We start from the raw sequence: 14,854 nt of genomic DNA on the forward strand, positions 1-14,854 counted from the left end.
AGATGTGTATAAAGGGCAGCCGTTACGGCCGCGCCCGCCCGCGCCCGTAGGACCGCACACACGCGCCGCCCGTACGACCGCGCCCGCACGCGCCGCGCCCGTACGGACCCCCGGTCAGTCCGTCGACTCGTACGGCTCGGGCCTGTCCGGGTGCTCGTACTCCGTCTGCGGGGTGCCGCGCGGGCCCGACCCCGTCTCGTCGGTGTCCGGCAGCTCCGCGTCCTCCTCCTCGCCGCCCGGGACGAGTTCCTCGTCCGGCGTCTCGCCGGCGGCTCCCGCCTGCTGGTCCGGCGGGTCACGCGGGATTCGGGCCCCGCGGCCGTCCGGTTCCTCCGCTGGTTCAGTGCTCATCCCTCCATCCTGGCCCCTGCGGCCCGCCCGTGCCGTGTCGGTCCCGGTCCCGACCGCGTCACTGGGAAATTGTCCTGTTGTCAGGTACCAGATCTTGTCGCGTACATGGCTCGGCTGCTTTCCTTGCCGGGCTTGACGCGGACGGAGGACCAGCCGCCGGCCCCCACCGAAGGAGTACGGATGTCCCGCACCCCGGCCGGCCCCCCGTATCCGCCGCCGCGCTGAACCACCCCTGGCGGCAGGCCCGTTCCGGCGCACCGGCCGACGCCAGGGGTGGAGCGGCGGCCCGCACGACTCCCCCCACACGCGCCGGACACCAGAAGGGAAAGCGATGAAGTCAGGAGCCAGGAAGCGCACATGGCGACGCGGCATGGCGGTGCTCTGCGGCACCGCGGCCGCCGCAGCGATCACCCTCACCGTCCAGCCCGCGACCGCCACGAACGCCCCCGAAGGGGACTCGATGGCCGACGCGTTCACGGACGCCGCCGAGGAGTACGACGTCCCGCGCGATCTCCTCGTCGCCGTCGGATACGGCGAGACCCACCTCGACGGCCACAACGGCGAGCCGAGCCAGGACAACGGCTTCGGCGTCATGCACCTGGTGAGCAACCCCGACCGGGACTCCCTCGGACGCGCCTCGAAGATCACCGGTGAGTCGGAGACCGACCTGAAGCGCGAGACACGCGCGAACATCCTCGGCGGCGCCGCCGTCCTCCGCGCACACGCCGACGCCCTGGGCCTCGACGCCGCCGAACGGGACGAACTCGGCAAGTGGTACCCGGCCGTGGCCCGCTACGGCGGCGCCGAGAACAAGCAGCTCGCCAAGTTCTACGCGGATAGCGCGTACGAGATCCTCGCCGACGGCGTACGCGGTGGCACGGACGGCGGCGACCGCGTACGCACCCGGGCCCGCGACGTCGCACCGGACCGCGGCGGCTACGCCGACGTGCCCGACCTCGGCACGCGGAGCCCCGACTACCCGCCCGCGCTGTGGGTGCCCGCCCACGAGGCCAACTACGCGGCGGGCCGCTCCGCCGCCATCAGCCAGGTCGTCGTCCACGTCACACAGGGGTCGTACGCCGGCAGCATCAGCTGGTTCCAGAACCCCGAGGCCGAGGTCAGCGCCCACTACGTGATCCGTTCCGCCGACGGCGAGATCACCCAGATGGTCCGCGACGGCGACACCGCCTGGCACGCGCGGGACGCGAACTCCTCCGCGCTGGGCATCGAGCACGAGGGCTTCATCGACGACCCGTCGTGGTTCACGGACGCCATGTACCGCTCGTCCGCGGCCCTGACCAAGCACCTGTGCGACACCCACGGCATCCCCAAGGACCGCGAGCACATCGTCGGCCACAGCGAGGTGCCCGGAAACGACCACACCGACCCCGGCCCGAACTGGAACTGGGACACGTACATGGGCTACGTCAACGGCTGAGGCACACCCCCGAGGCACCGCCCCGGGCCCAGCGGCCGCCGCCGGAGGAACCGTCCGGCGGCGGCCGCCACCCCTCCCCGTACCGTGGAGTGGTGAACTGCACCTTCTGCGCCATCGTGGCCGGTGAGACGCCCAGCCACCGCGTGTACGAGGACGAGCGGGCCGTCGCCTTCCTCGACACCCGGCCGCTGTTCCCCGGCCACGTGCTCGTGGTCCCGCGGCGGCACGCCGAGACCCTCACCGACCTGCCCGACAGCGACGTGGGCCCCTTCTTCGGGCGCGTCCAGCGGATCACGGGCGCCGTGGAGCGGGCCATGGAGGCGGCGGGCTCGTTCGTGGCGGCCAACAACCGGGTCAGCCAGTCCGTGCCGCACTTCCACGTGCACGTCGTCCCGCGCAACCGCAAGGACGGCCTCCGCGGCTTCTTCTGGCCCCGCGGCCGCTACACCGACGACGCCCACGCCGAGGACGTCGCAGCCCGCCTGCGCGCCGCCCTCGAGGACTGACCACGGCAGGCCGGACAGCGCCCGGCGCACTAAAATGGGCAGCGTGGCCCGGCCCAACGAGGACGTGCGGGCGCTCCTCCAGGAGTACGCCGAGCTCCTCCTCATCACCGGCAAGGACGCGTACAAGGCCCGCGCATACGAAAAGGCCGCACGCGCCATCGGCGGCTGCCACGCCGACGTCTCCACCCTCGACGCCAAGGGCCTGCGCGAGATCCCCGGCGTCGGGAAGTCCATCGCCGACAAGGTCGTCGAGTACCTGCGCACCGGCAGCATGCCCGCCGTCGAGGAGGAGCGCGCCCGCATCCCGGCCGGCGTACGCCGCCTCATGGAGATCCCCGCCCTCGGCCCCAAGAAGGCCCTCACCCTCTACGAGGAGCTCGGCGTCTCCTCCGTCGGCGAACTCCGCGAAGCCGTCGAACAGGAGCGGCTCCGCGACCTCAAGGGCTTCGGGCCGCGCAGCGAGGAGAACATCCTCCACGGCATCGGACTCCTCGAAGCCTCCGGCGAACGCATCCCCGTACACGCCGCGACGGAGCTGGCCGAGGAGATCGTGGCGGCGCTCTCGGCCGTCCCCGGCTGCGTGGACTGCGCCTGGGCCGGCTCGCTGCGGCGCATGCGGGAGACCGTCGGGGACGTCGACGTACTGGTGGCGGCGCGCCGTTCCGAACCCTTCATGGAGGCGTTCACGGCGCTGCCGTTCGTCGCCGAGGTGATCGCGCGGGGCGAGAAGAAGACCTCCGTACGCACCGCCAAGGGAACGCAGGTCGACCTGCGGGTCGTGCCGCCCGACTCGTGGGGCGCCGCCCTGCTGTACTTCACCGGCTCGAAGGCGCACAACATCCGGATCCGCGAGATGGCCGTACGCGGCAAACTGAAGCTGTCCGAGTACGGCCTCTTCCACACCGAGAGCGGCCGCAAGATCGTCTCCCGCACCGAGGAGAAGGTGTACTCCCGGCTCGGCCTGCCCTGGATCCCGCCGCCGCTGCGCGAGGACCGCGGCGAGATCGCCGCCGGCCTGCGCGACGAACTGCCGCAGCTGATCACCGAGCGCGACATCCGCGGCGACCTGCACACCCACACCGACCTCACCGACGGGCTGGCACCCCTGGAGGACATGGTCGCGGCCGCCGCCGAACGCGGCCTGCGCTACTACGCGGTCACCGACCACGCCCCGGATCTGCACATGCAGCGCATGACGCGGGACAAGATGCTCGCGCAGCGCGAACGCGTGCGGGCGCTCGACCGCACCCACCGCGGGCTGCGACTGCTGCACGGCACGGAACTGAACATCGGCCCCGACGGCGAGGTGGACTGGCCGCCGGAGTTCCTCGCGGACTTCGACGTCTGCGTCGCCTCGGTCCACTCACACTTCGGGCTGGACCGGGACGCGCAGACGCGGCGGCTGCTCGCTGCCTGCGAGCACCCGTACGTCCACGTCATCGGCCACCCCACCACCCGTATCCTCGGCAAACGGCAGAGCATGGACGCGGACTGGGACGCCGTGTTCGCCGCGTGCGCCCGTACGGGCACCGCCCTGGAGGTGAACGCCCACCCGAACCGGCTCGACCTCACCGACGAACTCGTCCTGCGCGCCCGGGACCATGGAGTGAAGTTCGCGGTCGACACGGACGCCCACTCGGTGCCCGACCTCGGATACCTGCGCTACGGCGTGGGCGTCGCGCAGCGCGGCTGGCTGACCCCGGAGGACGTCATCACCACCTGGCCGCTGACGCGGCTGCGGCACTTCCTGCGGAAGAGGGCGGGGACGAGGGCCCGTTAGGCGTCACCCGCGCGGGTGACGCGCCGGCGCGCGGCTCCCACCGCCGCGCCGGCCGTACGTCCCGTACCGGCGTCCCCGCGCGGGGACCCCGACGGCTCAGCGCTTGCGGAGCTTGCCGAGGAGCTTCCGCGCCTGGGCCTGCTTCTTGGGGTCGCGGGCTGCCTGCCGTGCCGAGTTGATCGCCTTCTGCCCCTGCGGGCTGCGGGTGAACTCCTTGATCCGTGCGATCAGTCCGGGCATGTCTTCTCCTTCGGGGACCTGCGGTGCCTCGGGACGCCTCGTTCCGGCGTCGGCCGTGCTGCCATCGTGACACGCCCACCGCCCCAGGCGCCCGCGGCTGCGGCCGCCGGGGGCACCGCCGCGCGCCGGGTCACGCGGTCAGTCCGGCCGGGGCGAGTCCGTGCCGGGGCGCGGGGTGCGCCAGTGGCCGCGGGTGAAGTCGGGGAAGTCCTGCGGGGCACCGTGGGCCCGGATCGACGCGTGGCTCAGCGGGACCGGCGCGGTCCACGTGGCGGCGTCGTACACGTCGAAGTCGGGGGTGAGACCGAGACGCATGCACTGCACGAGCCGGTAGAGCATGAGGTAGTCCATGCCGTCGTGGCCGCCCGGCGGGTCGGGGTGCTCCTTCCACAGCCAGTGGTCCCAGGACGCGTAGTCCTCGAAGTCGCCCCACTCGTGGTCGTCCCGGTCCGGCTCGAGGTAGATGCGCGGGGGATAGTCCTCGAACACCCCGCGCGTGCCGCCCAGCGTGTTGATCCGGCTGTACGGGCGCGGGTTGGACACGTCGTGTTCCAGGCGTATGACGCGGCCCTTCGCGGTCTGGACGAGACTGACGGACAGGTCCGCCGAGACGTAGCTCTCCTTCCAGCTCTCGTCTCCCGGCGGCATGTGCTCCTTCCGGTACGCCGCCAGCCCGAGCGCGGGTGAACCGACGCTGCTGATGCGTACGGCACGGTCGCCCCGGTTGAGGTCCATGTAGTTCGCCACCGGTCCGAAACCGTGGTTCGGGTACAGGTCCCCCTTCAGCCGGGTGTGCCACTTCCGCCGCCAGGGGCCCTCGTAGTACTCGGGGTCGAACATCAGCTCCCGGAGATCGTGCAGATACGCCCCGGCGCCATGCAGGAGATCACCGAACAGGCCCGCGTGGGCCATGCGCAGGACGCGCATCTCGTTCCGCCCGTAGGCGCAGTTCTCCAGCTGCATGCAGTGCCGCCGGCTGCGCTCGCTCAGATCGACCAGCTCCCACAGCTGCTCCAGCGTCATCGCCAGAGGGCACTCCACCCCCGTGTGCTTGCCGTTGGAGAGCGCGGACTTGGCCATGGGATGGTGCCACTCCCAGGGGGTGGCGATGTAGACGAGGTCGATGTCGCCGCGGCGGCAGAGGTTCTCGTAATCGCGTTCGCCCTTGGTGTACAGGGCGGGAGCGGGCTGCCCCGCCTTCGTGACCTTCTCCGCCGCGGCGGCGGCCTTGTCCCGTACGGAATCGCACAGGGCGACCACCCGTACGCCCTTCAGCGTGAGGAACAGCTCCAGCATGCCGGCGCCGCGGTTGCCCAGCCCGACCAGTGCGACGCGTACGGCCGAGCGCGGCTCGAAGGGCACGCCGACCATGGTGGGCGCGCTGCGCGGGGGCGCGTCCGTGCCGGTCGCGGCGGCGGCCTCGGCGGACGTGGTGCCCAGTGCGCCGATGCCGAGCGCGGCGCCTGCGGCGCCGGTGGTGTGCAGGACGGAACGGCGGCTGATTCCCTGATCGTTCATCAACTCTCCCGGTGTCGCGGGGTGGTGCCGGGTGCGCCGGTACGATCAGGACCCTTCCGCCGCGGCGGCCGCGGCGCAAGAAGGCGGGCATGGACTCTCGGCGCGGGCCTCTTGGACTTTTCCGCCCGCCGCGGACTCACGGCCGGGGCGTTCCGGCCGCCTGCAGGATCCGTGCCGTGTACGGGTTGAGCTCGACGGGTTCGTCCTCGCCGACGATGACCGTGCCGCCGAGGTAGGCGAGGTGGCGCCCGCAGACGAAGTTGGGTTCGAGGGCGAAGGTCATCCCGGGCGCGAGTTCCATGTCGCCGCAGAGGGTGGGGTGGCGGGCCTCGGGCGGATAGGCCCCGGCACCGGGCAGATGCTCGGCGGCGTACGAGGGGAAGCCGCTCAGCGCGATCATCGGGTTGAGGGCGTGTATCGCCGGGCCGAACTCCCAGCCGTCGGCGGCCTCCAGGGGCTCGCGCATGGCGTCGACGGCCTCGCCGAACGTACGGCCGGGACGCAGCGCCCGCAGGCACGCGTCGTAGACCGCGCGGGCGACGCCGGCGGCGCGCCGCAGGTCCGGGTGCGGCTCGCCGATGCTGATGGTGACCTGGTGCTGGGTGTGGCGTCCGGCGACGTTGCTGAAGACCTCGGCGGAGATGACATCGCCGTCCCGCAGGGTACGAGGGGCCTGCGGGCGGTAGGACCACGGCGGCAGACCGCTGGCGAGCGGATCGGGCCCCGACCAGAAGTGCATGGCCGCGGGGGTCGTCCCGCGCGCGTATCCGGCGGCCATCCCCGCCGCGTACACCTCGCTCTCCGGCACCCCGGCAGCGGCGGCGCCCACCATGGCCCGCGCCATGGCGTCGCCGATGCGCGCCGAGCGGCGTACGACGGCGGTCTCCTCGTCGCTGAGCGGCATCATGAGCCGGGCCAGCGCCATGCCGACAGGCCTGAACTCCGTACCGGGGAACCTCTCCAGAACGCTGCTCCACAGGCCGTACGGAACGATCCCCTCGGGGTGCCACGGGGGAGCGGGCTCCAGCCCGACGACGCCGACGGTCCCGCCGGCCAGGCCGAGTTCGCCCAGCGTGGCGGCGATCGCGCGGGAGTCGCGGGAGGCCCGTACGTGCCGGGGCGGAAACCACACGGCGTCGCCCCTGCGGGCCGTTTCGAGATGATCCTTCGCGAACATCTCCATGGGGAACAGCGAGACCGGGTGCCCGTCACGGGGGAAGACGACCGTCGTGCCGGCCCTGCCGTTGGTGAACCAGGTGTCGTAGGCGAACGGAGCGGGGCCGGCGTCTTCGTGCTCGCCGAAGACGAGGAGCGCGTCGAGGCCTTCGCGAGCCATGAAGGTGCGCGCGAGGTTCCAGCGGCGGTCGCGTTCGGCGGTGGAGTATGCGGGTACTTCCGGGTCGGTCATGGCGTTGTCCTCCGGGTCCTTCGGAATGCGTTACCTGCCTCGACTGTGGTCGGTGCCGGGGGAGCTATCCAGGCAGGCCCCAGGCTGGGAGCGCCCGTCCCAGGCTGTCCGGCGGCGTGCTCGGGGCGGGTGCCCCGACTGCCAACGCACCGCTGCTTTCCGTCAGTTTTCCGTCCAGAGCCCGTGTAGTTTGGTGCCATGCACGGTGAACGCGGTGAGGACGGGGTCGCTGCTCTGCTGGCGGAGGCAAGGCTGGCGGCGGCCTTCAGCGATCCGGGGGAGCGTGCCCGGCTGCGGAAGGCCGCGGGGTTCTCGCTGGAGCAGTTCGCCAGGGCTGTCGCCGAGCCCGACGGCAGCAAGGGCGTCGGCCGGCAGACGATCGCGAACTGGGAGAGCGGCGGCACGTCGTCGTCCCCGGCGTTCGGCAGGTATCTGCGGCTGCTGGAGGGCCTCGCGCAGATCCACCCCGCCCCACGGGCCGAAGCCGAAGGCGAAGCCGCGCCCGCACCGGCCCAAGCAGCCGCGCCCGCACCGGCCCAAGCCGGGCGCGGCGAAAGCGAGTCCGCGGAGAGCCCGGCCGCGCGGGAGGCCCGCGCGGGGCACGCCCGGCACCGGGCACAGCGCCGTACGGGCTCCGCGGACGACGTCCGCGCACAGCTGCGGGAGACGATCGCCGCCGCCGTGGACCAGGAGCTGGAGAAGGCCGGCGGGGACGCGGACGCGGCATCCGCTGCGTTGACCAAGCGGGCGATCCCGGACGTGATGGCGCTGTTCACCCGTACCAGGGCCGGTGCCCGGTACGAATACACCGCCTACCCCGCCCTCCCCGACATCCTGCGCAAGCCCAGCAAGACCGACCCTGACCTGATCTGGGAGGGCCGCCCCTCCTGGCGCCACCCCGGCTACCGCCGCCACCCCGACGGCGGCCTCGGGGTGACCGCGCTGGACGTGAACGCGGCCTACCTCTCCGCGCTCAAGACGTGGTTGCCGATCGGGAAGCTGGAGCACTCCCGTGGCGGCGAGCACGACCGGAAACGCGCCGGAGTACACCTGATCACCCCCACGCCCTGGGAACACCCGCACCTGCCCAGCCCGTTGGGAGACCGCGAAGAGGAGGGGCCGCTGTGGATCACCGAGCCCACCCTGCGCCTCCTGCTGCGGCTGTCGGGGCCGAAGCACAGCCTCCTCGCGCCGCCCGTCATCCACGAGTCCTGGACCAGTTCGGCGACGGAGACGTTCCTCGACAGCCTCCGCCAACTGCTCGCCTCCGCCCGCGCCGACGCCCTCGCCGCCGGCGACGATGTCACCGCGGGCTACGTGAAGGCCATGTACTCCAAGTTCGTCTCGACGATGGGGGAGTCGTCCCACAACCGGGAGATGGTCCGCCCGGACTGGATGCACCTGATCCGCTCCCAGGCATTCGGCAACCTGTGGAACCGCGCCTTCAAGGCGTATCAGGCGGGTCTCACCGTCATCTCCGCACTCGGCACCGACGAACTCCACGTCGCGGGCGAGTGGCGGCAGGTGTGGGACGAAGGCCGCGGCCTGGCCGAGATGAAGATCAAGACCGACCGTAACGGGGCGCCGGTCCGCTACACCGTCACCGAGGCCGGCTGATGGCCGGCCGCTGGGCCGACTTCGGCCAGTACAACGCCCGCGGCGTCCCGGGCGCCCAGGCCCTCGGCAACGGCATCGAGCGCATGGTCACCGGGCTCGCCTCCTCACCGGACTCCGGCCGGGGCATCGCCGCCCGCCTGCGCTACGTGACCGCCTCCGACGCCGGGTACGCGGCGATGGACCGCGCCGGGATCAGCGTGACCCCCCGCACCCTGTACGCGTGGCTGGCCGAGGAACGCCGGCCCAGCGCCGTGAACCGGGCCCGGCTGGACGACGCTTACTGGGACCTGCGCCGCCACAACGTCGCCGCCGACCTCAAACGCCGCCTGACCGCCCGGGGCGGCACCCGTATCGAGATCGACCCGGTGGACCAGACCGCGGTCGCCCCGGCCCACCGCCGGACCCTGCCCGTACGCCGCATGACCGTACGCCCCCGCCACTGGTCGGCGGCCGTCGACGCGTGGCTGGCGGACGACGAGACGGCGATGGACGGGATCTGGGACGACCTCATCGTCGAACTGGGCAGCGAGTACGACTCCTACGCCTACGTCTCCTCCATCGGCTGGGCCGCCTGACCACCCGACGGGGCACGCCTCCCTGCGTCTTCCCGCCTCAGTCCTCCGCCCTCGGTCCTTACGCGGGACCGGGGGCGGCGGCGTTTGGAAGTGACGGCCTCGGTCAGAGGCACCGCTGCCGTACGCGAGTGCTGGCGGGCCCTTTCCCGCTTCCCCATGCGTGAGTAGTTCCGCTTGGGCGGATGAGTACGCGCCCTGATGCTCCGCAAGGGCCGACGCTGCTGGAGTGGATGACATGACCCACAACGACGTGCTCAAGCCCGGTGCTACTCACCGGCGTTGGTGGACGGCGCCGCTGGCGTTGTCTATCCCCGGTGTGCCGATCCTGCTGTGGGAGTACAGCCTTTTTGGGGGCGACGACTTCACGGCTCCGGTCGAGTACATGATCTGGCTGGGGGTGGGCTCGTTCGCGCTCGCCTGGGCCCCGCCGTGGCGTCCGTCTACGCAGTGGCTGCGCCTGTCGGCCGCCACGATCGGCTTCGGGTGCGCGGTTCTCCCGCTGCTGCTCATGGTGGTGCTGACGGCGGCGATGGCCTCGGGCTGACGCCCGCTCTGGGGCCGAAACCGTCCGCGACCGGGGGCTCGTCGCTGATCCGGGGGCAGCCGATCCGCTTCGCAGGAGCATGGGCCGCCAGTGAAAGCACATCCAAGTTAGTCGGCGGATAACCGCCGTGGGGAGGACGGTATACCGTCCTCCCCACCAACATAACCAATCACAAAGGGTGATTCGTGAACCGATACGGGTGGTCCGCCGATCAGGAAGTAGCCATACGGAGGCTTTTATTCTTCGGCAAGGTGTTGTCGGTTCTCGGGGTCATCCTTGCCGTCGGGTTCATCGTCTCCGGGGACGCCGGTGGTTGGGGCATCCTGGGATTGCTCGCCGCGATATGGGGTGTCACCTACGTTTGCTTCCGGTATATGCGCACCGACTAGCGTCCCGGGCGAGCCAAACCGGCTCGAACTGTGCTCGTCTTCAGCGAATCGCCAAGCGGGCAGCCGGACGAACGGCCCGACGATTCCGCGGGCGTGGGCGTCGATCAGGTCGTCTCCCTCCGGCGGCCGCTAGGTGTATTGATCATGAGCGTTGTTGACACTGGTCGGTCTTGATCACGGCGAAGACCTCCGGTGTGGTGGAGGTGTCTAGGCTTCACCGCACACGGAGGTCTTCGTGTCCCACCGTAATGCCCGGCTGACCGTTCACGGCAGGAGGATCCTGGTCGAACGCCCCCCCGCCCCCCCCCCCACCCCTGCTCGCCCCCACGCCGCCCCGACGCCCCGCCCCACGACCTCCGGCCCCAAGACCACCCCGCCGCCGCCCCCCAGGGCCCCCGGCACGGAAACCCCAGGGAGTGAAGATGAAGGCAATCGGGATCGACCTCGGCACCACCAACTGCGCCGTCACCCGCTACGACGAGGCCCGTGCCACCGCCGCCGTGCTGGCCAACGGCGAGGGCGAGACGCTCACCCCCTCCGTGGTGGCACTCCGCCGGCGCGACGGCGACGAGTCGCTGCTCGTCGGCCGTACGGCGGTGAACTTCGCGCCCCGCCAGCCGCAGGACACCATCCTGTCCGTGAAGCGCCTGATGGGCCGGGACTTCGCCGACCAGGTCGTCGCGCAGGCACGAAGCAGGCTCAACTACGAGATCGTGGCGGGCTCCGACGACGACCCGCGCGCGCACGTGGTGATGGGCGGCCGTACGCACTCGCCCGCCGAGATCTCCAGCATGATCCTGAAGAAGCTGAAGAAGGACGCGTCCCGTTCGCTCAGCGAGGAGGTCACGCACGCGGTGATCACCGTGCCCGCGTACTTCCACGACTCGCAGCGCGCGGCCACCCGGGACGCGGGCACGCAGGCCAACCTCGTCGTGAAGAAGATCATCGACGAACCGACCGCCGCCGCCGTCGCGTTCGGCCTGGAGCTGGACCAGCAGGACCGCCGCCGCGTCCTCGTCTACGACCTCGGCGGCGGCACGTTCGACATCTCCATCCTGCACACGGCGAAGGACAAGGAGGGGAACGCCCACTTCCAGGTCCTCGACTACACGGGCGACAGCTGGCTCGGCGGCGACGACTTCGACAACACCATCGTCGGCCGCGTCATCGAGGACATCAAGGAGAAGTGCGGCGTGGATCCGGCCGCCGACAAGAAGTTCCTCTTCCTCGCCAAGAACCACGCCGAAGCGGCCAAGCGCCAGCTCAGCCAGCTGCCGGAGGCGGACATCCTGATCCCCGCGGCGTTCCGCCCGGACACCGGCGGGCCGCTGGTCGACGTGGAGATGACGGTCACGCGGGAGGAGTACGACGCGATGATCGAGCCGTACGTCGACCGCACCATGGCCCTCGTACAGGAGGCGCTGAGCCGCCAGAACCTGTCCGCCGAGGACATCTCCGACGTCCTCCTCGTCGGCGGCTCCACCCTCACCCCCAAGGTCTACGAGACCGTCGAGCGGTTCTTCGGCAAGGCCAAGGTCCGCCGCAACATCAACCCCATGGAGTGCGTCGCGCTCGGCGCCGGCATCCTCGCCGGGACCATGCAGGGCGTCGAGTGCCCGAGCCCCAAGTGCCGCAAGTCCAACGAGGAGGACGCCACCGCCTGCGCCGCCTGCGGCGAGGGCCTGGCCTCGGCCCGCCCGCTGGACGCGCCCGTGATCTACGAGGTGACGGGCATGGCGCTGGGCATCGCGGCGGTGAAGGGCACGCAGCAGGACACGTTCGTGCCGATCATCCCGCGCGGCACCCCGTACCCGCTGCCGGAGCCGATGCGCCGGTCCTTCCACACGACGGACGGGCGGTTCATCCGCGTCCCCGTGTACGAGGGGGACAGCGCGGTGGCCAGCCAGAACAACGAACAGGGCGTCGTCGAGTACGAGTTGCCCAAGCAGGTCGACGTGAACAGCCGCGTCGACGTCACGTTCAACTACGACGCCGACCGGATCGTCATGGTCCGCATCAGCGTGCCGGGCACCGACATGGTGAAGGAGTCGACGCTGCGCACCGACACCCACCGCACGCCGCCGCCCGAGCCGGAGACCACCGCGGACGACGAGGCGGGCTGGCGCGAGGAGCTCGTGCGGACGGAGGCCGAGACGCGGCGCTTCCTGCAGACGCACGAGCAGTTCATCGAGCCCGCGCAGGCCATGAAGATCCGCCGGGACCTGGATCAGGCGCAGCAGGCGCTGAACTTCTCCGACAACGCCGAGTGCCGCCGTATGACCAACGTGCTCAGCTCGGACCTCTTCGGCTCCGGCATCGCCTCGCAGTTCCTGCTGGCCGAACGGGCCGCCGACGGCGCGCCGCCCGAGGAGGCCCGGAAGATCAACGAGGCGGTCGGCAACGTACGCCGCTCCTACCTCAGCGGTCAGCGCGAGGCCGCCAGCGAGCAGGCCCGCATCCTGAAGATGCTGATCGCCCGCGCGTTCCAGGCGCGTGACGTGGCGGAGGTGCCGGACGAAGAGGCACACGGCGGTCTGCTCCGGCTGCTCGACGAATGAGTTCCATGGCGGAGGAGGAGACGCTGAGCCTGGGCATCGACCTGGGCAGCACCGGGCTGCGCGCGGCGTACGCGGCACCGGGCGGTGGCGGCGGCACCGACGGTGCGGTCGGCAGGGCGCCGCGTACGGTCGAGGTGCCGGAAGGGCCGTGGCCGTGGCCGCTGTGGGAGGGCCGGGGGCCCGGCGCGGGCACACGGACACGGGCCGGTGCCCGTTCCCGTTCCCAATCCCGTTCCCACTCTCCTGAACTGCCCGTCGCCTTCGGCAGCTTGAAGAACATGCTCGGCGACACCCGTACGGTGACCGTCGGCGGCGAATCCGTCACCCCACAGGAGGCGGTGACCCGCGCGCTGCGCACCGTACGGGAGCGTGCGGAGGCGGAGGCGTCCCGTACGGTCGGGCAGACGGTGATCAGCGTCCCCGCGCGCTACGAGTCCGCCCGCCGCATCGCCCTGCGCGACGCCGCGGCCGCCGCCGGGCTGGAACAGGTCCGACTCGTCACCGACTCCGTCGCCGCCGTCGTCGGCCACACCGAGAAGAACAGCAGCAGTACGGTGCTCGTTTTCGGCATGGGCTACGGCGGCTTCGAACTCGGCCTCGTCCGCAGCGCCCGCGGCCACTTCCGCGCCCTCGGGTACGAGAGCGGTGCCGCCCCCGCCGCGCCCTGCGGCGCCGCCTTCGACCGGGAGATCCTGGCCGCCGCCCTCCACCTCGCCCGCGTACACCCCGAACTGGCCGACACCACACGCTGGGACGAGACCGACTGGCAGCGGCTCCGCACCCGCGCGGAACGCGCCAAGGAGGAACTCGCGGCCGCCCCCGGGCCCGCCTCCCGCGCCGCCGTCGCCCTGACCCTCGACTCCGGCGCCCGTATGCGCATGGAGATCAGACGCGCCGACTTCGCCGCGTACCTCGGGCCCCAACTGGCCCCCGTACGGCGCAGCGCCACCGCGCTGCTCGACCAGACGGGGCTGACCGTGGCCGACGTGGAGACGGTGTTGCTGGTCGGCGGCAGCACGGCCATGCCCGCCGTACGCGCCCTCGCCGAGCCGCTCGGCGACACGTGCGTGGCGGCACGGCCGGAACTGCTGGCGTACGGGGCGGCACTGCACGCGGAGTTCCTGAGCCGTACGCCGGTCGCGGCACCGGACGACCGCGGCGTACCGGTCGTCACCGACGACGCGCTGGGCGCGGACACGGACGGGCCACCGCTGGTGGCGACGGTGCGGGCGGGGACGGCGGCCAAGCCGTCCGAGCGCACTGAACCGCCGGGGCGGCCCGAACCGCCGGATGGGCCCGAGCCGCCCGAGCCGTCACTGGCGGAGGCGCGGCGGCTGCTGGCGGAGGGCCGTACGGAGGACGCCTCGGCGCAGCTGCACCAACTGGTCGCCGAGGCACGCACGTTGCTGGAGGAGATCGACGGCGCGAAGACGCAAGCGCCGTGGCCGTCGCCGCCGGACCCGCTCCCGGAACCCGCCCTCCCGGACGCCGCCACCGCTGCCCGCAACGGCACGGAACGCGACCGCCCGTCGCCTCTCGCCCCGGCCCACGCGCTGCTGGAGAAGCGCCAGTACGAGCAGGCCGTACGCGCCTCCCACGCCGCGTGGGCGGAGGAGCCCACGCACCCCGACGTGTTCGAGGGCATGATCGAGGTCCACTGCGCCGCGGCCATGGCGGAGGACGGCGGCGGCGCGCGCTTCGAGGACGCCGAACGCTGGCTCCGCTGCGCCTACGGCCACGACGCCACGAACACCCGCATCCGCGACCTGCTCGCCGAGCGCACGTACGCCCACGCCGTCGAACTCCACCGGCAGGGCGAACACCGCGAGGCGGTCGAGGCGCTGAAGAAGTCCCTGTCCTGGGGCCCGGAACACCGCGCGTCCCGCGACCTCCTCACCCGCCTCACGCGCCGCCCGGGCCGGGCGTGACG

The 14,854-nt window shown here is 71.9% G+C and carries 11 protein-coding genes and 1 pseudogene; 8 read left to right on the forward strand and 4 right to left on the reverse strand.

Translation table 11 applies throughout. The features are described 5' to 3' along the window. Window positions 1–114 precede the first annotated feature (114 nt). Window positions 115–351, reverse strand: a complete 237-nt coding sequence (locus DVA86_RS32975; protein ID WP_208883795.1) for a hypothetical protein — start codon at window positions 349–351, stop codon at window positions 115–117. 370 nt (window positions 352–721) lie between these two features. On the opposite strand from DVA86_RS32975, the pseudogene DVA86_RS32980 reads away from it, so the two are divergent. The 3 genes and pseudogenes from DVA86_RS32980 to polX form a co-directional block, all read left to right on the forward strand. Continuing rightward, window positions 722–1,786 (forward strand): annotated as a pseudogene (locus DVA86_RS32980) (N-acetylmuramoyl-L-alanine amidase); the annotation flags it as partial. A gap of 95 nt (window positions 1,787–1,881) precedes the next feature. Beyond that, entirely contained in the window at window positions 1,882–2,295 is a 414-nt protein-coding gene (locus DVA86_RS32985) for an HIT family protein (protein WP_222623394.1), read from the forward strand. Between the two features lie 43 nt (window positions 2,296–2,338). Further along, entirely contained in the window at window positions 2,339–4,075 is a 1,737-nt protein-coding gene (gene polX, locus DVA86_RS32990) for a DNA polymerase/3'-5' exonuclease PolX (protein ID WP_208883798.1), read from the forward strand. Between the two features lie 96 nt (window positions 4,076–4,171). Here polX and DVA86_RS32995 read toward each other — a convergent pair whose 3' ends face one another. The 3 genes from DVA86_RS32995 to DVA86_RS33005 all read right to left on the reverse strand — a co-directional run bounded on the left by DVA86_RS32995 (window position 4,172) and on the right by DVA86_RS33005 (window position 7,241). Further along, entirely contained in the window at window positions 4,172–4,315 is a 144-nt protein-coding gene (locus DVA86_RS32995; protein WP_208883800.1) for a hypothetical protein, read from the reverse strand. A 138-nt stretch (window positions 4,316–4,453) separates the two neighbouring features. Continuing rightward, window positions 4,454–5,833: a Gfo/Idh/MocA family protein gene (locus DVA86_RS33000; RefSeq protein WP_208883801.1), complete on the reverse strand. Its 1,380-nt coding sequence runs from the start codon at window positions 5,831–5,833 to the stop codon at window positions 4,454–4,456. Window positions 5,834–5,969: 136 nt separating this feature from the next. Continuing rightward, window positions 5,970–7,241 carry a M24 family metallopeptidase gene (locus DVA86_RS33005; RefSeq protein WP_208883802.1) on the reverse strand — a complete coding sequence of 424 codons (1,272 nt, stop codon included), beginning with the start codon at window positions 7,239–7,241 and terminating at the stop codon, window positions 5,970–5,972. Window positions 7,242–7,439: 198 nt separating this feature from the next. On the opposite strand from DVA86_RS33005, the gene DVA86_RS33010 reads away from it, so the two are divergent. The 5 genes from DVA86_RS33010 to DVA86_RS33030 all read left to right on the forward strand — a co-directional run bounded on the left by DVA86_RS33010 (window position 7,440) and on the right by DVA86_RS33030 (window position 14,852). Then, on the forward strand, window positions 7,440–8,858 hold the full coding sequence (locus DVA86_RS33010) for a helix-turn-helix domain-containing protein (RefSeq protein WP_208883804.1): 1,419 nt from the start codon (window positions 7,440–7,442) through the stop codon (window positions 8,856–8,858). After that, entirely contained in the window at window positions 8,858–9,433 is a 576-nt protein-coding gene (locus DVA86_RS33015) for a transcriptional regulator (RefSeq protein WP_208883806.1), read from the forward strand. The genes DVA86_RS33010 and DVA86_RS33015 overlap by 1 nt, the downstream gene beginning before the upstream one ends. Window positions 9,434–9,668: 235 nt before the next feature. Continuing rightward, window positions 9,669–9,977, forward strand: a complete 309-nt coding sequence (locus DVA86_RS33020) for a hypothetical protein (RefSeq protein WP_208883808.1) — start codon at window positions 9,669–9,671, stop codon at window positions 9,975–9,977. An 811-nt stretch (window positions 9,978–10,788) separates the two neighbouring features. Continuing rightward, window positions 10,789–12,924 carry an Hsp70 family protein gene (locus DVA86_RS33025; RefSeq protein ID WP_208883809.1) on the forward strand — a complete coding sequence of 712 codons (2,136 nt, stop codon included), beginning with the start codon at window positions 10,789–10,791 and terminating at the stop codon, window positions 12,922–12,924. 5 nt (window positions 12,925–12,929) lie between these two features. Then, window positions 12,930–14,852 (forward strand): Hsp70 family protein, encoded by a 1,923-nt coding sequence (locus DVA86_RS33030; RefSeq protein ID WP_208883811.1) that lies wholly within the window; start codon window positions 12,930–12,932, stop codon window positions 14,850–14,852. Window positions 14,853–14,854: the final 2 nt, after the last annotated feature.

It is taken from the genome of Streptomyces armeniacus (assembly GCF_003355155.1).
GTDB classification, from domain to species: Bacteria; Actinomycetota; Actinomycetes; order Streptomycetales; family Streptomycetaceae; genus Streptomyces; species Streptomyces armeniacus.